The organism is Terriglobia bacterium (assembly GCA_020072845.1).
GTDB lineage: Bacteria > Acidobacteriota > Terriglobia > Terriglobales > Acidobacteriaceae > JAIQGF01.
On sequence record JAIQGF010000005.1, the window covers coordinates 40,048 to 65,593 of the forward strand.

The 25,546-nt window shown below is 61.6% G+C and carries 21 protein-coding genes; 2 read left to right on the top strand and 19 right to left on the bottom strand.

Annotated elements, in window-relative coordinates; all coding sequences use genetic code 11:
- Positions 1-8: 8 nt before the first annotated feature.
- From rlmD to LAN70_05015, 6 genes are all read right to left on the bottom strand, one after another.
- On the bottom strand, positions 9-1,367 hold the full coding sequence (gene rlmD / locus LAN70_04990) for a 23S rRNA (uracil(1939)-C(5))-methyltransferase RlmD (protein MBZ5510509.1): 1,359 nt from the start codon (positions 1,365-1,367) through the stop codon (positions 9-11).
- Positions 1,368-1,526: 159 nt separating this feature from the next.
- On the bottom strand, positions 1,527-2,216 hold the full coding sequence (locus LAN70_04995; GenBank protein ID MBZ5510510.1) for a hypothetical protein: 690 nt from the start codon (positions 2,214-2,216) through the stop codon (positions 1,527-1,529).
- Positions 2,217-2,303: 87 nt separating this feature from the next.
- Positions 2,304-3,131 carry a type III pantothenate kinase gene (locus LAN70_05000; protein ID MBZ5510511.1) on the bottom strand — a complete coding sequence of 276 codons (828 nt, stop codon included), beginning with the start codon at positions 3,129-3,131 and terminating at the stop codon, positions 2,304-2,306.
- 132 nt (positions 3,132-3,263) lie between these two features.
- Positions 3,264-4,322 carry a biotin--[acetyl-CoA-carboxylase] ligase gene (locus LAN70_05005; GenBank protein MBZ5510512.1) on the bottom strand — a complete coding sequence of 353 codons (1,059 nt, stop codon included), beginning with the start codon at positions 4,320-4,322 and terminating at the stop codon, positions 3,264-3,266.
- A gap of 131 nt (positions 4,323-4,453) precedes the next feature.
- The gene (nadC, locus tag LAN70_05010; GenBank protein MBZ5510513.1) at positions 4,454-5,332 is read right to left on the bottom strand and encodes a carboxylating nicotinate-nucleotide diphosphorylase; all 879 of its coding nucleotides are present in this window, start codon (positions 5,330-5,332) and stop codon (positions 4,454-4,456) included.
- Positions 5,333-5,587: 255 nt separating this feature from the next.
- Positions 5,588-8,695: a valine--tRNA ligase gene (locus LAN70_05015; protein MBZ5510514.1), complete on the bottom strand. Its 3,108-nt coding sequence runs from the start codon at positions 8,693-8,695 to the stop codon at positions 5,588-5,590.
- Between the two features lie 132 nt (positions 8,696-8,827).
- Here LAN70_05015 and LAN70_05020 point away from each other — a divergent pair, with 132 nt between their 5' ends.
- Positions 8,828-9,127 (top strand): hypothetical protein, encoded by a 300-nt coding sequence (locus LAN70_05020; GenBank protein ID MBZ5510515.1) that lies wholly within the window; start codon positions 8,828-8,830, stop codon positions 9,125-9,127.
- A 110-nt stretch (positions 9,128-9,237) separates the two neighbouring features.
- Here the strand turns inward: LAN70_05020 and LAN70_05025 are convergent, their stop codons facing one another.
- The 12 genes from LAN70_05025 to LAN70_05080 form a co-directional block, all read right to left on the bottom strand.
- Positions 9,238-9,747: a hypothetical protein gene (locus LAN70_05025; GenBank protein MBZ5510516.1), complete on the bottom strand. Its 510-nt coding sequence runs from the start codon at positions 9,745-9,747 to the stop codon at positions 9,238-9,240.
- Positions 9,748-10,221: 474 nt separating this feature from the next.
- Positions 10,222-11,163, bottom strand: coding sequence for a hypothetical protein (locus tag LAN70_05030; protein ID MBZ5510517.1), 942 nt, complete (start codon positions 11,161-11,163; stop codon positions 10,222-10,224).
- Between the two features lie 107 nt (positions 11,164-11,270).
- A complete protein-coding gene (locus LAN70_05035; protein ID MBZ5510518.1) occupies positions 11,271-11,708 on the bottom strand; it encodes a helix-turn-helix domain-containing protein in 438 nt (145 codons plus the stop codon).
- Positions 11,709-12,004: 296 nt separating this feature from the next.
- Positions 12,005-12,505 carry a PAS domain-containing protein gene (locus tag LAN70_05040; GenBank protein ID MBZ5510519.1) on the bottom strand — a complete coding sequence of 167 codons (501 nt, stop codon included), beginning with the start codon at positions 12,503-12,505 and terminating at the stop codon, positions 12,005-12,007.
- A gap of 182 nt (positions 12,506-12,687) precedes the next feature.
- Positions 12,688-14,871: a protein kinase gene (locus LAN70_05045; GenBank protein MBZ5510520.1), complete on the bottom strand. Its 2,184-nt coding sequence runs from the start codon at positions 14,869-14,871 to the stop codon at positions 12,688-12,690.
- A 282-nt stretch (positions 14,872-15,153) separates the two neighbouring features.
- Positions 15,154-15,690 (bottom strand): hypothetical protein, encoded by a 537-nt coding sequence (locus tag LAN70_05050; protein ID MBZ5510521.1) that lies wholly within the window; start codon positions 15,688-15,690, stop codon positions 15,154-15,156.
- On the bottom strand, positions 15,687-16,223 hold the full coding sequence (locus LAN70_05055) for a hypothetical protein (GenBank protein MBZ5510522.1): 537 nt from the start codon (positions 16,221-16,223) through the stop codon (positions 15,687-15,689). Before LAN70_05055 ends, LAN70_05050 begins: the two co-directional genes overlap by 4 nt.
- A 130-nt stretch (positions 16,224-16,353) precedes the next feature.
- A complete protein-coding gene (locus LAN70_05060; protein MBZ5510523.1) occupies positions 16,354-17,742 on the bottom strand; it encodes a response regulator in 1,389 nt (462 codons plus the stop codon).
- A 301-nt stretch (positions 17,743-18,043) separates the two neighbouring features.
- Positions 18,044-19,492 (bottom strand): outer membrane protein assembly factor BamD, encoded by a 1,449-nt coding sequence (gene bamD / locus LAN70_05065; protein MBZ5510524.1) that lies wholly within the window; start codon positions 19,490-19,492, stop codon positions 18,044-18,046.
- Between the two features lie 104 nt (positions 19,493-19,596).
- A complete protein-coding gene (gene rpe / locus LAN70_05070; protein MBZ5510525.1) occupies positions 19,597-20,271 on the bottom strand; it encodes a ribulose-phosphate 3-epimerase in 675 nt (224 codons plus the stop codon).
- A gap of 165 nt (positions 20,272-20,436) precedes the next feature.
- Positions 20,437-23,085, bottom strand: a complete 2,649-nt coding sequence (locus LAN70_05075; protein ID MBZ5510526.1) for a TonB-dependent receptor — start codon at positions 23,083-23,085, stop codon at positions 20,437-20,439.
- Positions 23,086-23,283: 198 nt separating this feature from the next.
- On the bottom strand, positions 23,284-23,544 hold the full coding sequence (locus tag LAN70_05080; protein ID MBZ5510527.1) for a hypothetical protein: 261 nt from the start codon (positions 23,542-23,544) through the stop codon (positions 23,284-23,286).
- 286 nt (positions 23,545-23,830) lie between these two features.
- On the opposite strand from LAN70_05080, the gene LAN70_05085 reads away from it, so the two are divergent.
- Positions 23,831-24,634: an ATP-binding cassette domain-containing protein gene (locus tag LAN70_05085; GenBank protein MBZ5510528.1), complete on the top strand. Its 804-nt coding sequence runs from the start codon at positions 23,831-23,833 to the stop codon at positions 24,632-24,634.
- Between the two features lie 164 nt (positions 24,635-24,798).
- Here the strand turns inward: LAN70_05085 and LAN70_05090 are convergent, their stop codons facing one another.
- A complete protein-coding gene (locus LAN70_05090; GenBank protein MBZ5510529.1) occupies positions 24,799-25,437 on the bottom strand; it encodes a DsbA family protein in 639 nt (212 codons plus the stop codon).
- Positions 25,438-25,546: the final 109 nt, after the last annotated feature.

Consider the following 25,546-nt stretch of genomic DNA (forward strand, 5'->3'; position numbering starts at 1 on the left):
CCGAGAACTTATCGCTCCAGCCGGACAACAGTTTCGATATGGAACGTCTGGGGGAAGAGATCGAGGAGGTGAATCTGGCGCATGCTATACCCGGCTTGCGTCAGCACGCGCAGGTCGCGCGCCAGCGTTGCCGGGTCGCAGGAGACATACGTAATTTGCGGCGCTTTGAGCCCGGCGAGAACCAACGCGACTTTCTCGCCCAGGCCGCCGCGCGGCGGATCCACGATCACGTAGTCGAAACGGGTTTCGGCTGGCACCTGCGCCAGAAACTTCTGCACGTCAACCCGGTAGCCGGTCGCGTTCGAGGGCGAGTTCACCTGCAAGTCGTGAAATGAGCAGTCTGCCGACTCCACCGCCGCCACCTGCCGGAAATTCTGTGACAGCGGCAGCGAGAACAGCCCCACGCCCGCATAGAGGTCGAGGGCAAAGCCGCCGCTGCAATCCGCGCTGACCAGCGCCACCATTTCGTCGATCAGGAAACGGTTGGTCTGAAAGAACGATCCGGCGCTGACCCGGTAATTGGCGTGGCGCGTGCGGTACACCAGGAAGTCGCCGCCAAAGTCCGCGGCCATGTCTTTCGGAACATCAATCCGAACCACGCTTGCGTTGGCCGCCGGCTGAAATGGAACCACGCCCACCGCCGCGGGAAATTCATGGCGCAATTCACGGGCAAAGTCCGCCACGGCGCGAAGGTCTGGCGAGTGCTGCGGCGCAAGCGTCACCTCCAGCAGCAGCTCGGAATCTTCGGCGTTGGCGAAGAACTCGATTTCCGTCACCCCGGCCGGAACTTTTCCCGCTTCGCCAAGATTCCATATCGTGGCCAGCGCGCGATTGATCAGGGGCGAGCTGATCGGGCACTGGCGCACCGGCAGCAGCGCGTGCGAGGCGAAGCGGTTGTAGCCGACAACGAATTCGGGTTCGGTGCGGACGCGCATGCGCGTGCGGTTGCGATAGTTCCATGGCTGCGAGGGATGGACGTTGATGTCGTTGTCAAACTCCAGTTTGGCGAGCCGGCGCAGAGTTTCGCGCACGATGCCGGCCTTGATTTGCAGTTGATGTTCGTACGACGCGTGCTGGTACTGGCATCCGCCACACTGGCCGAAATGCGGGCAGCCGGGCTCGATGCGTTCCGCCGCAGGCTGCAGCACGCGGTTCAGCCGCGCGCGCGCAAATCCGGGCTTCTCGTCTTTTAGTGTGGCGTCCACCCGCTCGCCGGGGAGGACGAACGGCACAAACACGGCTTTGCCTTTGCCGCGTTCGGGGTCCCCGCGAAGGCCGCCTTTGCCGCCGCGGGGTGGTCGTTCCTCAGCGGGCAGATGCGCCAAGCCATCGCCGCCGTAGATCAGTTTTTCGATGGTGAGTTCCAAGAGTCTGATTATACGGGCCGGTCAGATTCACCACGGGAACAAGGAAGCATGTGCGGCTCATTTAGTAATTTCGTAAGTTGGTAATTTGGTGATTTGCAGTGCTCGTTAGCGAACCTCAATTACTAAATTACCCAATTACCAAATTACAAAATTCTCGGCTCACTGCATGTAAAACAGGCTCAACCGCGGCAGGCCGTACCGTTCCAGCAGGCGTTTGTGGACATACTGCTTCTGGAGCTGTTCGATCTGCGGCGCGGCCATGTTGCGGCGATAGGGCGCGAGTTCGCGGTCGGCCTCGGCGCGCACAGCCAGGAGTTGCTCGTCGGGTGTGGCCGCCAGCAATGAGGCGAACAGCTTGTCTTCGAGCACGGTGAGCCGGCGCTCCAGGTCCTCCAGTCCGGCGCGTGGCTTGATTTCGCCCGACAATCCGCGCAACGACTGTGCTGTCTCGGCGGCGAGCGGTTGCGAAATCTCCGGCAGCCCAGCGCGGGACAATTCAATCGCCGCCGCATTGTGCTCCAGGTAGGCCGCAATTTCTTCCGGCGCGAATCCGGCATCCGGCTTTTCCGCGCGCGCCGTTCCCACCTCCGCCTCTTTCATCTCCTCGGCCGCGGCCAGCACCTCCTGCGCGCAGTAAGCCAGGCTGTTCACCTTGCGGGTCTTCGAGGGACGCCGCTCCCAGCGCTCAAAGGCGGCATCAATCCCGCGCAGCGCGGCTTCCAGCGGAATGCCGGCATCCTTCCAGGTCTCGATCAACGCCCAATCGAGTGTGGACAGCAGCAGGATGGTGCCCCGCCGCCGCTGGAAGTGCTCCTCGATTTCGGTGAAGTAATTGAAGTAGTTTTCCACGAGAAAACAATTGACCACGGATTTGCACGGATGAACACGGATTGTTTCTTCTCTTCTCATCCGTGTGAATCCGCGGCGATCCGTGGTTTATTTTGCCGTTTTTCGTTTCGCGCTCGGCGTCGCCTGGTTGCGTTGCCAGATGATGCGCAAGCCTTCCAGCGTCAGCAGGTCGTCCACCTCGGTGATGAACCGGGAGTGCGCCCCGATCATGCTGCCCAACCCGCCGGTGGCGACGACTTTGGTTTTTTCGCCGAGTTCCGCGATCAGCCGCTCCAGGATGCCGTCCACCAGCCCGAGGTACCCGTAAAACAGGCCGGCCTGCAGGCTGCTCACGGTATTGGTGCCGATGATCTTCGCCGGCTTGCGAATGTCCACGCGTGGCAGGCGCGCGGTGTGCTCGAAGAGCGCGTCGGCGGAAATTCCGATGCCGGGCGCAATCACCCCGCCCAGGTACTCGCCCTTGGCGGAAATCGCGTCGAAGGTGGTGGCCGTGCCGAAGTCCACCACGATGCAGGGTCCGCCGAATTTCTGGAACGCGGCGACGCCGTTCACCACGCGGTCGGCGCCGACCTCCGCCGGATTATCGTAGTGCACCGGCATGCCGGTCTTGACGCCCGGCTCGATGAACAGCGGCTTGGTGTGAAAATATTGTTCGCAGACCTCGTGCAGGGTGGTGTCCATGGGCGGCACCACCGACGAGATCACGATTCCCTTTACCTGCTCGACTTCCAATTGCGCCATGGCGAACAGGTTGCGGAAGAGCACGCCGTACTCGTCCACCGTCTGCGTCTTGATGGTGGCGACGCGCCAGTGCGCCAGCAGGCGCGCAGGCTCGCTGTCGCGTTCGAACCCGGCGGCGGATTCGAAGACGCCCAGCACCGTATTGGTGTTGCCCACATCGAGAACCAAAAGCATGGCTTCGGGCTCTAGGCTTCAGGCTTCAGGCCTGAGGCTGTCTGAATGACTCACCCATGAGTTGCATGGCGGTAGCCGCCCTCGGCTGCCGCAACTCTATTCCGATCCGTGTTCATCCGTGGCGATCCGTGGTTAATCCTGTTCCCTCACTCCCCCCGAAAGCACTGTCCTTACGCCGGACTCCGTCCGCACCCGCAAAAACCCGCGCTCATCCAGGCCTTCGGTGACTCCCTCGTAACCGCCGTCTTCCTCGACCCGCACGCGCCGCCCACGGGCCGACGAAGAACTCTGTTCAAAGCGCAGCCGCACCTGGTTGCGCGCCGCAGCATCGGGAAGCCGGCGGTACTCGCGGTCGAGCGATTTTAGCAAAGCGGCCGCCAGTTCCACCCGCGACCACGTTCTCCCGCTCTCCATCCGCAACGACGTCGCTGCGATGCTGGGAGGAAACGTCTCCTGGTTGACGTTGATGCCCATGCCCACAACCGCGTAGCGCACGCGCGTGGCCTCGGCATTCATCTCGATGAGGATGCCGCAGAATTTCTTGCCGCCGAGCAGCAGGTCGTTGGGCCAGCGCAAATCGGCGCGCAAGCCGGTCACCTGTTCGACCCCTTGGCGCACCGCGAGTCCAGCCGCCAGGGAAAGCATGAGCACATCGGCCGGCGCGACCTGCGGGCGCAAGACGACCGAGCAGTAGATTCCCGCCGAGCGCGCCGAGTGCCACCCGTGACCTCCGCGGCCGCGGCCCGCCGTCTGCTCCTCGGCCACGTACACGCTGCCCTCAGGCGCCGGGATCCCCGCCGCGTGCGATCTTCGCCCGGTGGCGCGGTCAGGCGAACCTGCGGCGGCGGCGTTCATCGCTTCCGCGTTGGTGGAGCCGATGCGGAAGTAATGATGAATGTGCTCGGCAAAGATGGTGCCCTGGAGTGCGGGCGCAAGAAATTCGGGCAGCATCAGGTCAGGCATGCTTTCGATCTGGTATCCCGTCGCAGGACGGCCGACGATGCGCACGCCCAGCCGCCGTAACTGCTGCACCAGGCGCCAGACTTCCGACCGGCTGGCCGCAATCTCCTGCGCCAGCTTGGTGCCGCTCACTACCACCATGGCGTGGTCGGCAAGCAGGCGCACGATCCGGCCCAGCCGCGCGTCGCTCAGCGCGCCGTCGTGGACGCGCAGTTTCGCCGGGGGCCGCAATTGCCGCGGTGTCCGGGATGTGCGGTTGCGTGGTATGGGGAGATTATGCGTGACCAGCGAATAGGAACGCAAAGTATTCCGCGATCCGAAGTGCCGCTGACGGCTGAGAGCTGATAGCTGAGAGCTCAGAGCTAGGCGGGTTTCGTCCTCAAATTCATGTCTACCGCGGACGGGGAATGGGTGAGCGAGCCGATGGAGATGAACTCCACGCCGGTTTCCGCGTAGGCGCGCACGGTTTCCAGGTTCACCCCGCCGGAAACCTCCAGCGGCACGCGGCGCGTGTGATGCGCCACCCGCACCACCGCGCGTTTGACCTCCTCCACCGGCATGTTATCGAGCAGAATGGCTTCGGCGCCATGCAGCAGCGCCTGTTCCAATTGATCGAGGTTGCGCACCTCGATCTCGATCGGCTGATCGCCGCGGCGGTTGCGGTGCGCCCGCTCCAGCGCCGGGGCGATGCCGCCCGCCAGCGCGATGTGGTTGTTCTTGATGAGCACGCCGTCGCTCAAATCGAGCCGGTGATTGTGGCCGCCGCCGCAGCGCACGCCGTACTTGTCGAGCATGCGCAGGCCGGGGGCGGTCTTACGAGTGTCAAGGATGTGCGCTCCCGTGCCCTCAATGGCGTCCACAAACTTTCGCGTCATGGTCGCGATGCCGCTGAGCCGCTGCAGAAGATTCAGGATCACCCGCTCGCAAGAGAGAATGACACGCGCATTGTGCTGGATCACGGCAACGAAGTCGCCCTTGTGAAGCCGCACGCCGTCGAAAACTTCCGGGTGGCTGCGCACGTCGGGATAACCGCTGACCGTGCCGTCGAGCTGCGCGAAAACGTCGAAGATGCGCGGGATGGCGCCCAACCCGGCGAGCACGCAGTCCTGCTTGGTCATGATGGTGGCGGTCGCCTGCTGCTGCGGCTCGATGCAGGCATAGGTCGTCGCGTCGCTGGTGGCTTTGTCTTCCAGCAGCGCGTTCTCCAGGATCGCCGTGATTCTTCGTGAATGCCAGTCCATGGCCAGTCTTCGGTCGTCAGTCTTCAGGCGCTAGTCGTCGGTCGTTAGTCGCCAGTCTTCAGTCGCCAGTCGTCGGTCGTTAGTCGCCAGTCTTCAGGCGCTAGTCGTCGGTCGTTAGTCGCCAGTCTTCAGTCGCCAGTCTTCAGCCGTCGGTCGTCAGCAATGACCAGCGCCGGAGGCGCGGAATTCGTTAGCCCACCGCGGCAGCGGTGGGAACACGTAGTGACAAGGTACACGAGCGCCGGAGGTGCGGCACTATTTCATCTCCCGCAACCCCGCCCTGGTCTTCTCCCGCAGCATCTTCGACTCCGTCAACTGCTTCCGCAGTCCCTCCACCACCTTGGCAGGCGCCTTCGCCAGGAACTGCTCGTTGCCCAACTGCCGCTCGGCGCTCTCGATCTGTTTCTCGATCCTCGCCAGCTCCTTGTTCAACCGCTCGCGTTCGGCCGCAACGTCAATTTTCTTCTCGTAGAGCACGCGCACGTCGAACCGCGCCGTCGAACGCGCCCCAGCTTCCTTGGCCAGCGACTGCGGCACAAACGCCATCTCCCCGACATTCGCCAGGCGCTCCACCGCACCGCGATTCGCTTCGAAGATCCGCCGCACGCCATCCTGCGTGTGCACCTGGATAGGAATATTCTGCCGCGGCTCCACCTTCAATTCCGCGCGCAAATTGCGCACGCTGACGATCAGGTCCTGCAGGATCGCCATTTCGGTTTCAGCCGCTTCGTCCATCTGCGCCGCGTCCGCTTGCGGGTAGGGCGCCAGCGCGATCGATTTCAGCGGCGGCTCCTGATCGTAGAGCGCGTGCCAGATCTCCTCGGTGATGAACGGCATGATGGGATGCAGCAGGCGCAGCGCCGCCTCGAACAGCGCCACCAGGTTGCTACAGGCGCGCGCCACCGTCGGCTTGTCCTCGCTGTTCTCTTTTGCGGGGTCCCCAGCGCGCGCCTCGCGCGATGGGGTGCTCAGCCGCGGCTTGATCAGCTCCAGGTACCAGTCGCAGAACTCGCCCCAGAAAAATTGGTAGATGACGTGGCACGTATTGTCGAAGCGATAAGTCTTGATCGCCTCATTCATCTCCTGTGCCACGCGATTGAACCGCGACAGAATCCAGCGGTCCTCCAGCGCGGCTGCCTCAAAGCCCCGCACACCAGCGGTGAGCCTGCCAGCTTGTGTGGCGCGGGTCTCTGACCCGCGTCTTTCTGACCACTGGCCACTGGCCACTGACCACTCAGGATTCCACGAGCCCATCTCTTTTGCGCGGTTGACGTTCATGAACATGAACCGCGCCGCATTCCAGATCTTGTTGGCAAACGCGCGATAGCCCTCGGTGCGCGACGGATTGAACGCGATGTCCGTGCCGGGCGCAGCCTGCGCCGCCAGCGTGAAGCGCGTGGCGTCGGTGCCGTACTTCTCAATCACCTCGATCGGGTCCATCACGTTGCCCTTAGTCTTCGACATCTTCTGCCGCTCGGCGTCGCGCACCAGCGCGTGGATGTACACCTCGCGAAACGGCACGCTCTCCGCCAGTTCGTTCTTCGCCGTCGACCGTCGACCAGAGCCTGCCCCGAGCGCAGCCGAGGGGACCGTCGACTGCCCTCCTGCAGCCTGCTCTCCGGTTTTTCCTGACGACTGAAGACTGACGACTGAAGACTCGTTCATGAAATGGCAACCCATCATCACCATCCGCGCCACCCAAAAGAACAGGATGTCGAAGCCGGTGATCAACAGCGTGTTGGGATAAAACACTTCCAGGTCACGGGTTGCGTCGGGCCAGCCCAGCGACGTGAACGGCAGCAGCGCGGAGGAAAACCACGTATCCAGCACGTCCGGATCCTGCTCCAGGCTGCTGCTTCCGCAATGCGGGCAGGTATTGGGCGCCTCGCGCGCCACCGTGATCTTGTGACAGTTGCCGCAGTGCCACGCCGGAATGCGGTGTCCCCACCACAACTGCCGCGAGATGCACCAGTCGTGCAGGTTCGCCATCCATTGCAGGTAGATGGCCGCATTGTTCTCCGGCGTGAAGCGCAACGCGCCCGAGTTCACCACCTCAACCGCGGCCCCGGCCATGCTCAAGCGGATCTCTGTGCCCCTCGAATTTTGTCCGCTCGTTTTACTCTCTGGACTTGGGACTCGGGACTCGGGACTTTTGTTCACCGCCACGAACCACTGCGTCGAAATCCGCGGCTCGACAATCGAGTGGCAGCGCTGGCACTTGCCCAGCGGCACCATGTAATCCTTCGTTCCGGCGAGCAATCCCTGCTCCTGCAAGTCGTGCACGATGCGCGCGCGCGCGGTGAAGCGATCGAGCCCGGCGTACGCGCCCGCGTTTTCGTTCATGCGCGCGTGCTCGTCCATCACCGTGATCTGCGGCAGATGGTGGCGCAGGCCGGCCTCGTAATCGTTGGGATCGTGCGCCGGCGTGACCTTCACCGCGCCGGTACCGAATTCCGGGTTCGCCACTTCATCCAGAATGATGGGAATTTCGCGGTTCATCAGCGGCAGGATGACTTTTTTCCCATGCAGATGCGTGTAGCGCGCATCGTTGGGATTCACCGCCACCGCCGTGTCGCCCAGCATGGTCTCCGGACGCGTGGTTGCCACCGTGATGAACTCCGGGTGGCCCACCCTTGTCTCGCCCGGGGTTGGCGAGACAGGGTGGGGACGTTCCAATCCGCTCACTGGATACTTGATCTGGTACAGCTTGCCCGGCGTGTCCTCGTGCACCACCTCCAGGTCGCTGATCGCCGTCCCGCACCGCGGGCACCAGTTGATGATGTACGTTCCGCGGTAGATCAGCCCTTCGTCGTACAGGCGGACGAACACTTCCCTCACCGCGCGCGATAGGCGCTCGTCCATGGTGAAATACTCGCGGTCCCAATCCACCGACGTCCCCAGCCGCTTCATCTGCTTGAGGATGGTCCCGCCGTAGTGCTCGCGCCACTGCCACACGCGCTCCAGGAATTTCTCGCGCCCCATCTGGCGCCGGTCGAGCTTCTCGCTGGCCAGTTGACGCTCCACCAGCATCTGGGTCGCGATGCCGGCATGGTCGGTGCCGGGAATCCACAGCGTCAGGTCGCCCCGCATGCGGTGCCAGCGCACCACGATGTCGCTCTCGGTGTGTTCCAGCATGTGTCCCATGTGGAGCGCACCGGTGACGTTGGGCGGCGGCAGCAGCAAGGTGAACACCGGCGGCTTCGGCGGTTGCCCCACCCTTGTCTCGCCCGGGTTTGGCGAGACAGGGTGGGGGTTTTCCGCAGGCGGCGTCTTCACCGAAAACAGCTTTTCGCTTACCCAGTATTCCGCCCAGCGCTGCTCGATGGCGCCCGGGTCGTACGCCTTGGACAATTCGTGGGGCATGGGCCTTTCTGAAACTGAAACCGAAACTGAAACTGAACTTTGATATTACAGGCGGGCGGAAAAAGGGGTCAAACTAACACGGTCTATCGAATCCGGGCGCTGAGAGACTTCGGCGATGTGAGGCGCGGCGACTTGGGAGGGTATATAGAGAGCGAGAACAATTTGTGCCACGCGGGGGATGCGTGGGTTTACGATGCGGCGCAAGTTTACGGGCCGTTCGCCGTGGTGCGGGACAATGGACGTGTTAGAGGCTGCGCGTGGGTGATGGGTTGCGTCGAGGACGACGCACAGGTTGATGATTTGGCGATCGTGGCGGAGGGCGCCCGCGTGGGCGACCGGGAGATTTTACTCTATGACGAGATCGCAAGGGCGCGGACGCCGGAGCTGACGCTGCGGCCGACACGTGCGGTTTCGGCGGCGGCGATGCGCTGAGTGCCGTAGAAGCTTTGGGCGTCGGCGGTGTGGAAGCGTGCGGCGGACTCGCTCAGGCTTGCTCGGAGGTGGACGGCGCGAGATTTTGCACTTCATACCGAAGCGCAGAACTAATCGACATGGTACTTGCTTGCCGGAAGGTCGGGGATAGGGTGGTACAACTTGAAGAAATCCCGCCAGAATCTCACCACAACCTCAAGCAACGCGCCAGCGGGATAAAATCGGTGCTCTGCGGCCTGCTCTCCAAAATCTATGAGTAGGTAGGGCTGTCCATAGGGACCGACCCCATACGGTCCTTGACCGTATCCTTGTATTTTCTGAGTGTCGAAGCCTGGCTTTCGGATGAAATGTTTTGAGCCGTTAGCCAGAGCCTGGATGCTGGAAAACCAAGGACAGGCTTTATCTATCCACGCCAGAAAGGACTCCTTGTCGCGAATGCTCAGCGCTTTCCGCGTGAGATAGTCCGTTCCGAGCCAGTCTCCCCATACCCACTCATGGAGATGATAAGCGGTTATGGCGCAATGAATCGCGCGCCGCGAGGATTGCTGGTCTTCAATGAATTCATCGAAGTCCTGTACCAGCATGGCGTAGAAATCTTGGGAGCTGGAAATATCGAACATGGCTTACAGTCTATTTGAACCGAGAGTGCGCAGAATCCCTCGTGGGTCTTACCCAGAGTATTCGAGACACAGGTTGCGAAAATTATCGCGTATGACCTGGCGAGTCGACACCTCAGACTGGTACCAGATTCGAGCAAGATCGACTGTTCCCAAGTTTCGGATTCGTTGAAGCCATTGGATTGCGATTCCTGCGGTAAGGTCGAGAGCTGCGATTACGCGGTTGCGCAGCAACTGGTGTCCCGGACGTGACTCGGGAATTGGCATTTGAAGAACTGCACCTTAAGAGGCTCTTACCGCGAACTGTTTTTTCTACTTTTCTCGATAGCGGCTAACAGTTTCTCCCGCTTACCTGCCGCGATAACCCATTGACGCAATCGGGCATGGGCCTTTCTGAAACTGAAACTGAAGTTCGATATTACAGGCGGGTGGAAAACAGGGTCAAACGGCGGGCAGGGCAAGTGACTAAATCGGCCACTATTCGGCTAGCTTATCGGACAGTTTAACCACTGCCTGCCGCCGTACTTCAGCATCCTTCTGAAATGCTTTCAGAGATGCTCTCTTCTCACGAATTGTCTTGAGTTGAGACTGGAATCGGTCTCTTTGTACAAGTCCATTTCGACAAGCCGTTCGCCATCCATCGATCAACTCCTCAGATGCCCCACGCTGTCGAAGCGAGATTTCCGAGCCCTTGCAATTGTTTACGAGAGTGGCAAACTGTTTTTCCAGATTCGTTCCACCATCGGACAGCCTGTCCCATGCCGAATCAACTTGGGTGTCGAAATTGTAGCCCTCGATGTCCAGGTGATAAACGTTGGTTGATATCTGGTATCTGACACTGCTATCGGCGATTGTGCGTTCCCTTCCGATGAGTTTTTGCATCCGTGTCTCAATTTGCCGGTATCCATTTTCGATGGCGGGCAATTGTTGAACGCGGCCTTGCGCTTCTGATATCCAAGCGTCGGAGGTGGGTACCATCTGTTTGACGGCTTTAACGAACTGGGACAGCAGAGCGTTGGTCGAAATTGCTGTGGCTCTTTTCTTTAATTCGTCAGTGTACGTTGCGAACAGGCTTTCCGAAGCGCGAGATAACACCATTGGCGTTACCTTGCCTTTATCGATGATTTGGAGAGTTATGGTGTTCCCGCGCACAGTGCCTGAGCACGTCGGTTTTCCAAAACCAAGAAAGCCTTCTCCAAATGTTAAAGTGATTTGCCCGTTATCGGTGACGCCTCTGACGCTTACCTGAGAGGCTTCAATCTTTCCGTCTTTCAATAAAACGAGACTGAACACACCCGCCAGTTGTCCGTCATTTGTTTGGGTCAACTGAAGCATCATCGCCCCGCTATTATCGTGTGCCAGGTAGGCCCCGCTAATCCGTGCCTGCCCTTCAGCGCCTAGGCAGAACATGAAGGCCAACACGACAACGGCGTACAGTGAGACAGTCGAATTGCCTCGTGTAAGCATGTGGATAGCATTAGTATCTTTGGCGCGCGGGCGCACGCGCCCGATAAAGCACTGTCGGATTACTGCCCCGAGGCGGACTGGTTGTGCACCGTCGCCAGCGCGACCAGGCAATACTCCGAGACCTCCAGAATGCCCGCGATGCGCCGAATCTGCGGCGGCGACGGCACGCAGCGATTGCCTTCCAGCTTGCTGATGTAGGTGCGCGCGATGCCCATTTTCTTTGCCATATCGCGCTGCGACATTCCGCGCGCCGAGCGCAGCAGCCAGATCGCCGTGGCCATGTCGACCGACGGACGCGCTGGACCGGCGGACTGGGCCGGCTGGCATTCGGGCACAACCACCGGAGGTTCTTCGCACAGCAAGGGCCGGCGACAGCGCCGGCAGTTTCCTTGCCTGGTCATAAACTGGTTGAGCTGGCACTTCTTACAGCGGATCACAGCCTTGGTATCGATCGCAATGGCTGGCGCTGGCGTGGTTTCGGCAACCGTGACGTCCATTGGTGTCCTCATTCACCCTGGGGGGCTGTCACGGTTAATGGCAGGTTGGCTTCCAACTTGTTACTTCGGTAACAATAAATTGTAACTAATTGAAATCATTGATGATATCTGGCGCGCAGCGACACTTCTGCCCAAGTCCAGGAGCAAAATGTGTCTCAATAGTAGCCAGGGAATCGGCGAAATGCCGTGTGGCGTCTCATTGCGAGACAGGGGATGCAGTTGAATTTGCAGTAGTGGCGATGGCAGTGATCGGTATCGGCCTCGCAGCTTTCGTTGTGCGTCTCGCGGGCTTTCGCCTAATCCCCAAGCCCCTCGATCCGCAGCATCACGACATCGCCGGCTTTGATGGCAGTGATCGTGAGGGCAACGGAAGCATGAGCGCCTTCCAGCGTTAAAGTCGCTGGAATGCCGCTTTCCGGTTCGCCGGTTTCGAAGGTCTTGAGCACGGCCTTCCGGATGGCGCAGCCGGAGCAGCACACCGCCCTGCCACAGCCTCCTGGGAGGCGTGCCAGCTCGCACTCAAACACGTCTCCAGGCAGTCGGGTTGCCGAATCTTTGGGGTTGCTGCCGGTGATTTCGCAGGCTTTGCGATTCAAAGCTACGATCTGGAACTTGCTGTCGAGAACCAGAATCGGAAGCGGAATGCTGTCCAGGTAACTCTGCAGTGCGACGCCTTCCTGGCAGTCGATATTATTCCGGCAGGATGCGCAGATGCCGTGGCTGACGGGGCTATCGGCAGGCTCTTCCGTTCCACTGGGCGCGATCTCGGATCCACACCACGCGCATATAGACTTCATCTCCGCACTTTTTCCGCTTCCCGCAAGAGTAGCCGGTGAGGTACAAGCTCCCAGGGATTCCGCCCTTGTGAGCCTAGCCTGGGATGTACGCCGAGGCTGTAACCGCCGTCACAATCGCTTGTGAGGGGCAGTGCACGGGTCACAGTCTGATGTTGGCGGGGGCTTTTTATCCGGGAAGCCGGTCACGCCATGAGCGATTCGAATTCGGGATCGCCGTGCAGGCAGTCCAGGTCGGAATCCTGCCGGGCGTAGCCCTTGTTCAGATGCCCCATCGCGTTCAGCTTCTTGAGCAGGTCCAACGCTTCCGGTTTTTTTTGCAGGATGCCGTAGGTGCACGCCGCATTGTAGAGGATGTTGCTATCGTTGGGCCGCAGCGCAACCGCAATCTGCAGCGCCTGAACCGCCTCTTCGATCCGTCCGAGCCAGGCCAGGTTGCTGGCCAGCAGGATGCGTGCCCGCACATCCTCGGGAACCAGGGCGAGTTGCTGCTCCAGCGAGACTAAGCTCCGTTCGCGCAGCCGGCGCGTGCCTTCCTTGTCACCCTGCCGCTCCGTCGCCACCATCAGCGGGACATACACGTTGTAGTCATCGCCATTGGCTGCCAAAGCGGCCTCCGTCAGGCGGGCCGCTTCCTCCGGGTGCCCAGAGGCGATGAATGCCCGGGCCAGCACGAAGTACGCTCCATCGCAATCGGGTTTGCGTTCAATGGCCTGCTTCGCCAGGCGGGTACCCTCATCGTAGCGCTTCACCGCGTAGGCAATGCGTCCCTGGGCCAGCAGCGCCTCCGGCAAGTGCGGCTCCAGCGCCAGGGCCCGGAGCGCTGCCTCGGTGCCCTTCTCGATCCATCGCTGGTCGTGTTCGTGCCACTCGTAGTATTCGCCGCAAGCATTGGCCATTCCCGCGTGCGCCAGGGCAAAACGGGAATCCAGAGCGATGGCCTGTTCGAACATTTGCATGGCGAATTCCAGGTCGGAGCGGGTCACGCGGCGGGCGAAGCTGCGGCCGCGCAGGTAGGAGTCATACGCCTGGGTGTTCTCGGTGGGCTTGCGGGCGATGGCCTTCTCTTCCTGGGGCGAGAGGGTAATGCGCAGCGCCTGGGTGATGCTGCGGGCGATCTCGTCCTGCACCTCGAAGACGTCCTTCAGCTCACGGTCGTAGCGCTCCGCCCAAGCGGCGTGCCCGGTGCGCGTCTCCACCAGTTGCGCCGTGATGCGCAGGCGGTTGCCGGCGCGGCGCAGGCTGCCGGTGAGCACGTGCCGGGCATTGAGCTGCTGGCCCACCTGCGGTCCGGTCACCGCCTGGTCGCGGAAGCTGAGCACCGCCGCCCGGGGAAACACTTTCAGGTTCTTGATCTTGGACAGCTCGGTAATAACGTCTTCCGTCATGCCGTCGCGGAAGTACTCGTCCTCCTTGGCGCCACTGAGGTTTTCGAAATAGAGCACGGCCAGGGAGCGCTCCGCCGGCGCCGCCACCGCTGCCGTCCGGCTGGAATCGCTGTCGCGCTTGAGCTGTTGCAGATCGGCCTTCAGCCGGGCAGCGCTGTCATAGCGTGACCGCGCGTTCTTCTCCAGCGTCTTGCTGAGGATCGGTTCCAAGCCGGGCGGCAGGTTCGGGTTCAACCGGACCGGGTCAAGCGGCGCCCGGTTCAGGATGGCATCGAACACCACCGCCGAGGTATTACCGGGGAAGGCTTCTTTTCCGGTGGCCATCTCGTAGAGCACCACGCCCAGGGAGAAGATGTCGGAGCGGCTGTCGACTTCATCCCCGCGTGCCTGCTCGGGGGACATATAAGCGACCGTCCCAATCGCCGTACCGGGGCTGGTCAAGTGTTCTGCCATGGTATCCGCGTTGGGACCAATCAGCGCGCCGGCCCCCATCGCCACCCTGTCTCTCTGGGGCATCAGTTTGGCCAGGCCGAAGTCCAGAATTTTGGCTTGGCCGCGCCCGGTGACAAAGATGTTGGCCGGCTTGATGTCGCGATGAACGATGCCCCGCTTGTGGGCTACATCGAGCGCATCCGCGAGTTGGATCCCCAGATCCAGCAGCTCGTCGGTGGAAAACGGTCCCTGCGCCAGGCGCCGCCTCACGGTCTCGCCTTCCAGCAGCTCCATGACCATGAAGGGACGGCCTTCGTACTCGTCGATGTCGTAGATGGTGCAGATGTTGGGGTGGTTGAGCGCGGAAGCCGCACGGGCCTCGCGCTTGAAGCGTTCCACCGCCTGGCTGTCCCGGGCGTATCCCTCGGCCAGGAACTTCAGCGCCACGGTCCGGCCCAGCCTGGCGTCATCGGCGCAATACACCACGCCCATGCCACCTTCGCCGAGCTTGTCGGTGATGCGGTAGTGGGAAATTGTCTTGCCGATCATCGCGAGGAGGTCACCCTAGAAGTTTTGCCATCTTAGGTCTTGCCGGCAAAAGGTGTCAAGAACCGCTCGGCCGCACGGATGGTTGCTGCGAACGGCTGGTGGCCCGCATCTCCAGCGCGGCGTTCGACTCGACGGTGCCCCACATCTGCCCGCCGTTGGCAGATGTGGGAACGAAAAACCCGGCGCGTCGCAGCAAATGAAACAGCCGTCAGGCTCGAAACCCGACGGCTGATAGCTGAGAGCTGACAGCTAGCTTTTCAACTCCGGCACGAATGTTGCGATCTAGAACGACGCCTGGTTGATCAGGTTGGCGATGTTTTTCGCCAGGAACTGCGTCGCTTTGATGTTCTCGCCAAACAGACGGACTGTGCCCGCCACCGTCTTGTCCACCTTGATTTGCGAGTCGCGCGTGGCCAGTTGTGCGTGCACCGTAACCTTGGTGGCGCCGGCCACCGTGGTGACGGCACGCTTGGTTTGACTGCCGCGCTCGAATTTCTCCAGCTTGGTGGTGAGAATCAGCAAGTTGGGCACGTCGGTCGCCCGCCGATCGCCGCTGCGGAATACTTGCTGAAACTTGTTGGTCTTCCCGACTTCCTCGATCAGCTTTTCGTAGATGGCCATGGCGAAGTCGGGCGGGAGCTGGCCTTCTTCAGCCGAGACCGGCTCGATCTGGATTGCCCACGGGGTAGCCGTCGCGGCCGGTTTCGCCGTCGGTGTCGCGGCTGGCTTTTCCTGTGTGAAAGCGGATGCGCCGGCCAGCAGCGTCAGCAGCAGCGCCGCGGCCGCCAGGGCACGCCAAAGTGCTCGTTGGCTATTCATTTCTTCTCCTTCGTGTCGGCGGTTGCTTCCACCGGCATGCTGGCTTTCGCGCCCTGAGCAACCAGTTGTGTCTTGATGTCCCTCGCCTGGCCCAGCGGCATGGTGAAGATAACACCATGCAGCCCGCCGTTATCGTCGCGATATTCCACCGTGAGGCTGTCGAATTTCTCGTGCGTAATCAGGCTGAGGACGCGCCCACCGCCGTAAGGCACGCCCATTTTGGCCAGCGTCATCACTTTGCCGCCGGTCTGCCGGCTGTCCTCACCGGTGAAGATGTCCTCAATGGATGCGATCGGAACCCGTGCGTGCGAGGCGGCGCCCTGGAAGTCCAAGCCGGTGGCGCTGACCGTCAGCTTGCCCTTGGCGTTGTGCTTGACGTCCTCGAGACCAAGTAGATGGTTAACCTGCGGCGTGGCATCGGCCGCCGGTGATTTTGGTTTTGTCGAACTCTGGGCGCCTGCGGCGGCCGACAGAGCTATGACTGTTATGGCGAGCAGAATCCTTCGCGGCCCGCTCCATCCTGAATGCGGCATGTTGCCCCCAATGCGTTTTGATTTGAACTCTCCGGGTGGGCGGCATTATATCCGCGCCGCTCTCATTTGCCAGCGCATAATCCGTGCCCCGCAAATTCCCACTTTTGTCGGTTGGTGTTGAAAGGATCGGCTAGGACTGCAGCTCGCGCAAAATGGCCGCGACCAGTTCGTCTTTGTAGCGCGCCAACACGCGCTCCACAACCTCGGCAATGTGCTGCTCATCCATCGAGGCGGGGGCGGGGGCGGCAGCGGATGGGGGCTCCATTTCGAGCTCCAGCGGTGCTTCCCTTTGCGCGGCTTCCAATTCGGCGACGAATTGCGACACCAGCCTCTGCGTAAGCTCGTGGTTTTCTGCCGGATGTTCGGGTGCGGCTTCGATTTCCGTGGCCGGCGCGGGATATGGCTCCGGGAAGATCTCGATCGGCTGTGTATCGATGCCGGCTTCAGCCTCCGGCTCAGGTTCGCGCGCGGGCGCTGCGGCCGCGCCGCCCGGCGTCTCGAACGCCTGCCGCATTTCGTGCTCAAAACTTGCCGCTTCCGCCACCGGGCCAGACTCGGCCACCGATGCGTGGATTTCAGCAATCGCATCTTCGTGCGCAGGCTCCTCCATGGCGATGCCGACGGGAATCTCTTCCGGATGTTCTTGGCCGAACTTGGTGGCGAACTGCATGAAGTCGGAGGGATCGGTGGCCAGCGCCGAATCCCGCACGATCGGAACTTGGTCGGCGCCGGCTTGCAATGTCGGCTCAAACTCGGCTGCCGGCGCCACTTCCGTCGGGCCAGCCTGCGGCGCCGAAGTGTATTCCAACTCGGCAGGAGGCACGATCACCGGCGCGGCCTCGGGCAGTTCCGCATGCTGCAAATCAAACGCCGGCGCAGGCGCGTTCAGGTCGAAGATCGGGACTTCCGCAGGCTGGCTCTCCACCGCGAACGGCGCAGGTGAGGACTCGACCGTCAATATCGACGCTGCGTCCAGTCCTTCGATGCCCAGGACCGGCGCGGAACCAACGTCGTCCGAAATCTCCGCCGGCTTTGCGGCGGGCTCGTCTGCCCCGGCCTCCGACTTCCAGTCGGAGTAACTCGCGTCGGAAAAATCTTGGACTGCCGCCATCTTGACGGTGGTTGGGGCCTCCGCCGGCTCCGCGGGATGCAGCTTCTCTGCCAGTTTGCGCACCACGGCGAGCAGATCGGTCGCCTCGAACGGCTTGGTCAGCACGCCGTCGGCCTTCACTCGATTGCCGTCTTCCGGCCTGAACGGCTCCATACTGGTGATGGTCAGCAGCACCGGAATGCGGGCGGTTTCAGCCGCGCTCTTCACCTTTTCGCAGACTTCCAGTCCGGTATAACCGGGCATGTACACGTCGAGGATGATCAACTCCGGCTTCTCGGAAGCGATCTTCTTCACCGCCGCCGCGCCATTGCTGACCGGCACGACGCTGTAACCGGCATCGCTGAGGATCTTGCAGCCCATCCGTTGGGCGGTAATGTTGTCGTCGGCGAGCAATACCTTCAATGACACAGAGAGCCTCGTTCGGGGCACCGTGGCACCGAAGTTACTGTGTCTGTGCTTGCAAGTCAACCGAAACAGCACCCCCCTCGCCCGCCTTGCAAACCGCCTTGGGACATGTCCAATTGGGCGCCTGACGGCTGGCGAAATGCTTCCCGCGCGAGGGGCAAGCCAGAACGCGGAAGCTCAGTGCGAACCAGCGAATGGGGAGTGGCAAATGGCGGAAAACAGCCGTGCCCAATGGAAATTCGCAAACAAAAAGGGCGACCAGCGCTGGTCACCCTGCCTGGATTGCCGAAAGCCTCGTCTCTCTCTAAAACGGAATCAGTCTGCCCAGCCCCTTCTTCTTTTTCTTCTTGCTCGACGAGGTGGTGTTCTTGTCGCTCGAACTGGAAGAGCTGGCATTGGCACTCGACGCGGCCGCATTGCCCTGGTCGCCGGCGGCCTCGTTGACCTGCGCCGGGGGCGCGGGGCTCTGGCCCTTATTCGACGACCCGGCCGCTGAGCTTGCAGTTCCCGTATCCGGCCCGGCGCTGCTGCTGTCCGCCGAGGGGATGGGTCTCAGTACCGGTGCGGTGTCGGCGGCCGGCGCGGTGCCCGGTTGCGCATCGCTGCGGGGGACTGGCTGGTTGGGCGGGGGTGCGCCGCTCTTCACCGTTTCCACGCTCACGCTTCCGGTTCCTGTCTCTCCACCGCCCGTCTTGGCGCTGGCCGCCATGATCGCCGCCGTGTTCGCCCGCACGATGTCGGGTGCGTTGGTCGGCTTGGGATCCACCAGCGTGGGCTCACCCACTCGCGCGGCCAGCGACGTGTCGGGCCCGCGATGCAGGTTCAACTTGAGCTTGCCAAAGCGTCCTAATTCCCGGCGGCTCTCTTCTTCTCGTTTGTTCTGCGCGATCGCTTCCGGCGTCGGTGTGGGGACCGGCCGGTGCAGAGCCTCCAGGCGCTTGCGAGCATCGCCGGCGCGGTCGGTGGCCGGATACCGGGTAACGATGCGCGCGTACGCCGCCGCCGCCTTGTCGCTGAAATCCTTGATCATCTTCCCCTTCGCCACCTCGTCGAATTTCGAAGCGCGAATGGCGTCGATCTGCCGCTCGTAGGCGCCGCCCAGCAGGTAAAGAGCCTCGTCCGCCCCGCTGTACAGCGGATAATCATCCACCACCGATTGCAGGCGCGCGATGGCCGCCGCCCACGACTCGCGCAGGAAGTAGAAGCGCCCGATACGGAATTCGCGCTCCGCCAGGGCCTCCTGCACCTCGCGCAACCGGTCCTTGGCCTCCGCCACCAGCTTGCTGTCGGGATACTGCTGGATCAGGTTGCGGTACTCTTCTTCCGCGCGCATGGCGTGGGTAAAGTCGCGGTCGGGCTTCTCCATCTGCCGGTAGTGAATGTTGGCGATTTTCAACTGCGCTTCCGCCGCCTCCGGCATGTTGGGAAAGAAGGTCTCGAAGTCCTTGTACTCGTTCTCCGCCTGGGCCAGCGCCGCCGATCCGCCCTCGGCGTACCAGGAATCTCCCACCGCCAGCTTGGCGCGGGCGATGTACTCCGAATCCGGGTAGGTGTTGATCAGTGTCTGCAGGATGATCCGCGCCTGGTCCATGTGGTTGTGCTTCATCTGGTCCATGGCCCGGTCGAACAGCACCTTGTCGGGCTGCTTGGACCCCACATTGGCCAGCGGATTGTTGACTTTCTTGTTGTGACAGCCGGCCAGCGTGACGACAAGCAGCGTCAGGCCTAAGAACGCAAGGATACGTCGGTACATTCCCTACCTCGATATCTCTCGGAACAAAGCTTCGGGAGCGGAGAACGGTTCCTCCAGTTTACAGGAATCCGGGGCGCGAGTCGCAACTCGGGACTCGCAACTCGCTACACCTTTTGCAGCGTCGCTTCCATCGCGGCCTTCAGCATTTTCTGGGCGTTGCTCTTGGGATCGCCGGACCCGAACACCGCGTTGCCCGCCACCAGCACCTCGGCCCCGGAACGCACTGCCTGCTGGACGGTGTCGAGCGTCACGCCGCCGTCCACCTCGATGCGGAAGCCCAGATTGCGCTCCGCCCGCAGCGCCGCCAGGCGCGCAATCTTATTCAGCGACCCTGGGATAAATTTTTGACCGCCGAATCCCGGGTTCACCGACATCACCAATACGAAATCGACGATGTCGAGCACCTCGGCCAGGGTCGCGACCGGCGTGGCGGGATTGATCACCACTCCGGCGCGGCAGCCGTGCGACTTGATCAGATCCAGGGTGCGGTTCAGGTGGACGCATGCTTCCTGGTGCACGGAAATCCAGTCGGCGCCCGCATCCGCGAACGACGGAATGTACTGGTCGGGATGCTCGATCATCAGGTGACAATCCAGCGGCAAGTCGGTCACCTTGCGCAGCGACTTCACCACCGGCGGCCCGATCGTGATGTTGGGCACGAAGTGGCCGTCCATCACATCCACGTGCAGCAGCGACGCGCCGCCCTCGAACGCCGCATGGACTTGTTCGCCCAGCCGGGCGAAATCGGCCGACAAGATCGAAGGCGCTAGCTCGATCAACCCACACCCGCCTTTCGGAAAAACAGCGAAAGTTTACTACAGTCCGGCGCGGGCCTCGGAACTTTGACCGAGCGGGATGCGTGACTCAGAACGCGTACGCCACCTCCGCCTGGCGAATAGCGTCGAGGGGGCCCGGCTTTGGCCGGAGCCCCGCACGCGTTGCAATCAGAAATGGAAGCCCAGTTGAGCGGTCACGGTGCGCGGGCTGACATAATGTGTGCCGCTGAAAGTTGACAGGAAGTTGTACAGCGCCACTCGGTTGGTCAAGTTGATGACCGTGAAATTCACGCTCCACTTGTAACGGTCACGGTTGAAAAGGTTGTCGTGTCCCACGGACAGATCGAAGAGATTGCGGGGAGCGACCCGCGGCGGATTGTGATCGTCGTCCTCGGTCCCTGGGGCCGGAATCTTGAGGAGCGTCGACCCGTACTGGGATGGGGCGCAGGTGGTGAGCGGTGAAGAGAGTGTTGGCCGCAAGCTGCCGCAGAAGAGGCCTGCCTGCATCTGCTGGTCAGCACTGAGTCCCGTCAGATCGACCGGCGTCGTGGTGTCGGCTGCAAACGGCACCGCGCCGGCGACCAGGCCGCTGTCATAACGCCAGTTGAAACCAATCCACGGTCCGCGCTTCCAGGGCTGATACTGAATGTGCGTCGTCTGGTTGAACTTCTCGTCGTGGTCGATGCGGAACACTCCTCCGGGAGCCGATGGCGTAGCGCCGGCTCCGCCAAGCTGCGGCAGAAAGAAACGCGCCGCGACACTGGAGAAGACCGTGAATGCCGTCAGGCCATGGAAGTCCGCCAGGCTCACACGACCAGCCACTCCGGGGATTTTGGAGGTATGCCACTGAATCGGAAATGTGATCGGCGTGCTGCCGAGGATGCTGAAATCGTAAGCGTTGTGGGTGTACTTCCAGATGTACTCCCCGGAAAACACCAGATGCCGGCCGAGGGCTTGCTCCAGTCCGGCATGGAATTCATTGCGCCAGCCGGGACTCAAGGGGGTCGTCGACACCGAAGAACAGCCCAGCAGCGGGTTCAGGATAGCGTTCGCGCAGCCGACGCTGGAGAGCACGAGGTTTTCATTAAAGGGAGTTTCCAGAATTCGCGCATAAGAAACGCGAAGAACCGTGTTGCTTGGCTTGATGTTGTAGGCGACCCCCAAGCGGGGCTCGGCTTCCCGATGCGTGGTAAGACCGTTGTAAAAATCGCCGCGCAGTCCGAGGTTGAAAGTCCAGCTTCCTTTCGTGATCGCATCTTGCAGATAGAGCGCCAGCTCCTTCACGTCCGCGTGCCCGTGAAATCCGAAAAGAGATCCTCCCGCCGTGAGGTCGAACGGGGCCAGAGTTGTGCACGGAGCTGCAACCGGGTTCCCATTGGCATCCACGCATGGATTGCCGTTCGCGTCCGTGAGGGAACCCAGGAAGGTGGGATCGACGATGCCGAGCTTGTCGTTCTCGTTCAGGAACGTTTGCTGATACGTAATTCCAGCCTTCAGGTTGTGGATTCCTTTCACGTAGGAGATATCCGAGCGCAGACCCGCGTTGGTGAGCGTCCGGTCCTGGGCTACCGTCTGTGACTGAAGATCCGGCACGAAATCAGCGAACGGGTTGCCGCTGGGATAGTAGTTGTATTGGTCTCGCCGCACAAAACCGCCGAACGTGAAAACCGCCGTCGGGCCCAGTAGTCGGGTCCATGACGGCGCGATGTTGAATGTCTTGATCTGCGAACGCTGGTCGGTAGGACCAACCGGAAGGCCGTCCGGCCCGAGCCCGTTAGCCGCCACCAGCCCGTTCCATGCCGTCGCGTTTTGCATGTCGAACGAGTTCGGGTTCTGGAACCAGGAGCGCGTGAAACCCAGGTTGACGTGAATCGAGTCTGCCGTCGAAACTTGGTAGTCCACTCGATCGAAGACGTTCTGTTGGTTGCCCTTGTCGTGCATCACCGAAAACTCTGGCGGATCGAGGAAGCGCCCGCTGTTAAGCCCACTCAGCGCGATGAAATTCCCCCACTTCTGACCTCCGTAAGCCAGATTGAAATCGACATTGGAAGTGCCAAAGCTGCCGTAGGAAGTCGTCAGCGAGCCCTTGGGCGTAGTCACGCCCTGCCCCGAACGGGTGGTTGCGTTGATGACGACACTGGTTTTGTCACCATACTGGGCGGGAGGGGCGCCCGCGATCACTTCCAGCGACTCAATCGAATCAATCGGTATCTGGTTGGAAAAGACTTTGCTCTGTTGGTCCGTGATCGGCTGACCGTCAACCGAAAATGAGTTTTCCGCGTGATCCCCCATTCCGTGGAAAAGCCCGTTGGAATCCGCTGCGATTCCGGGGGTGGCGAGCGTAACCAGCGAACTGACCGATGACGACTGGCTTTCCAAAGGAAGCTTGTCAAACAAACCACGATCGACGTCGGTGTGAAACGATGGAGTGTTTTCCAGGAGGTCTTCCGCTGTGCTTTCCACCGTTATGCTGGTGACGGCCTCCCCCACCGCCAGGCTGACACCCACATTCACCGGCACGATCGACCGCACGTCAATGTCCTGAGCGTAGTGCGCAAACCCCGGCGCGTTCGCCGTGAGGTGATAGTTGTTAAATGGAACGTTGGGTATGTTGAATGTCCCTGCCTTGTTCGTAACCGCCGTGCGCTCAAAGCCGCTAACCGGGTTCCGAATTCCTACGGTTGCGCCTGGAATCACCGCGCCGGTGGGGTCACTGACCGTGCCCGTGATGGTTCCCGCGCCGCCCAGTTGCTGCGCTTGCGACAGCGGCGTGCTGGCGCACATCAGCAACCCGAGGACCGCAACCGCCGAGAACATCTTTCGCAGAGTGTTGGGTGCACGAAAATGCCACAAAGAAGTGCCGCTCATAATTTTTCTCCGTTTGCTTCTTCCCATCAACACGGATGGGCAGGTACAGGTGTTTCATTCGAAAAAAGAGGCCCGCGCCGGATTCGCGGAGCGGCGGAATTGATTCCGCCGTCCTATCCGGGCGTGCTCCAATTCATGGTGTGGAAACTAGACCGTGGCCGGCGGAGGACGGATGAAGAGGTCTGGCGAAAGCAACCGGCTGTGAGGATCGCTTTCCGGCAGGCTGATCGTACCGCGAATGCTGGTAACGGCCGGAAGCGGAGCGACTACTGAAGTCAGCACGGTCGGCGCATGCGCCGCGACACAGATAAGACAGTGCGTGGCGTTCGGGCCGCCGTCGCTGGCATGCGGGTGAACGTGGACGATCGCCGCCGTTGCCGCAAAGACGGCAAGGGCAACGCACAGCATGGCTGCCCATCGCTGGCGGTTGGCCGTCCAAGAGCGAATTCGGCTTCGCAGAATCAACCTGCCATCCCCGAGGTATGCTTCTGAGCCTAGATGCTATCAAACCCACGCGGGTTACATTGGTTTCGGTTTGAGTTGCGGCGACGACGGAATCAGGATAGGAATCATGCCCACGTCATGCGCTCAGCCGGCGGCTTTGAAGTAAACGGCCTGTCGTCCGATTCAGGACATTCCTCGCAGCTCCGATCGGAACTGGACACTCGCAACCAGAAACTGGAAACTAAGGACCGTGGCTTTAGTCGAAGTCCGCAATCTGACCAAGATTTTCCCGCTCGGCGAATCCATCTGGGGTGGAAGCGCCAAGGGGGAAGTGCGCGCCGTGGACGACGTCTCGCTGGACATTCACCGCGGTGAGACGCTGGGGCTGGTGGGCGAATCGGGCAGTGGCAAGAGCACGCTGGGACGGTTGATCCTGCGGCTGATTGAGCCAACCTCGGGTAGCGTGCGCTTCGACGAGCGCGTGGATGTGTTGTCGGCGAGCGCAGCGGGAGTGCGGCGGCTGCGGCGCGACATGCAGATCATCTTCCAAGACCCGTTCGGCTCGCTCGACCCGCGGATGAGAGTGACGGACATTTTGGCCGAGCCCGCGGTCATTCACCGCGCCCAGACCGGCCGCAACCAACCCGCGCCGCCCACCCCCGCCGAACTGCTGCGCGCCGTCGGCATGGATGAGTCGGCGCTCAGCCGTTTTCCTCACGAGTTCAGCGGCGGGCAGCGGCAAAGGATCGGGATCGCGCGGGCGCTGGCGCTGCGGCCGCGCTTCATCGTCGCCGACGAACCGGTGTCGGCGCTCGACGTCAGCGTGGGCGCGCAGATCATCAACCTGATGGCAGAACTGCAGCGCGAATTCGGCCTCACCTACCTGTTCATCTCGCACTCCATGCCGGTGGTGCGCTACCTGGCAACGCGCATCGCCGTGATGTACCGGGGCAAGCTCGTGGAGGTGGGCCCGGCGGAACAGATCATGACGCTGCCGGCACATGCGTACACCCGCAGTTTGCTGGCGGCCACGCCGGAGATGAGCCAACTGTGATTGTGTTTGGTGATTTCTTGCCACGGAGGGCACAGAGGAGCATGGTAGAAACACACCCCATTCGCCACAGCACGAAGGCACAACCGCCAGCCCGCCAGCAGCCATAAACGATTTGCTTTTCCCTCTGTGTCCTCTGTGGCTATCTTCCAAACGGCTCGGCAGCCCTACATCCCGGCTTCGGCCTTCATCTGGTCAATCAACTGGAACAATTGGCTGCGGTCCACCACCTCGATGAACGGCCGCCCGGTGCGGCTATTGTTCACCACGTAGAGCGTGGGCGTGTGCTGAATGCCAATGCGGATGCCGAGGTCGCGGTCGGCGCGCACGGCATTGGCGAATTTGTTCTGCGGGTCCACGACGAAGGGCAGCGCGACTTTGTGTTCCTGGGCAAATTTTTCCGCGGCGGCGCGCAGGCGCTGCTTCTGGCCAGCTTCGTCGGATGGATTCACGCCGGTGATCTCCTGCTGGTGCCGAAAGATGTACTCGCGGAAGTCCACGCCGAGGGCGGGCGACTTGCTGCCGAAAAAGCGCGCCAGAACCGCGGCATCAAACGACCAGAGATGCTGCGTCAGCGGGAAGTCGTAGCGGACCACCGGAATCTTGTAGGTTCTTCCGGCTTCCACCACCAGCGGAGCGGCGCGGGCGCAGTCGGGACACTCCAGGTCTTCAAAGACCACGATGGCCACCTTGGCGCCTTTGGGCGGACGCAGGATTTCGCCGGCGGTCTGCGCCCGCACTGCGATGGTTCCGCCGACCGCGAGAACCCCAAGAATGATCGGCCACGCACGGCTGCGCTGATTCATTTTCATGTTGAGCGATGCTCTTTTCCGTATAGATGCCCACGCCCACCGATGGTTGCGGAACAACGGTGCGCGACTCTGTAATCTACCGCATGGACACAGGGTATGCGCA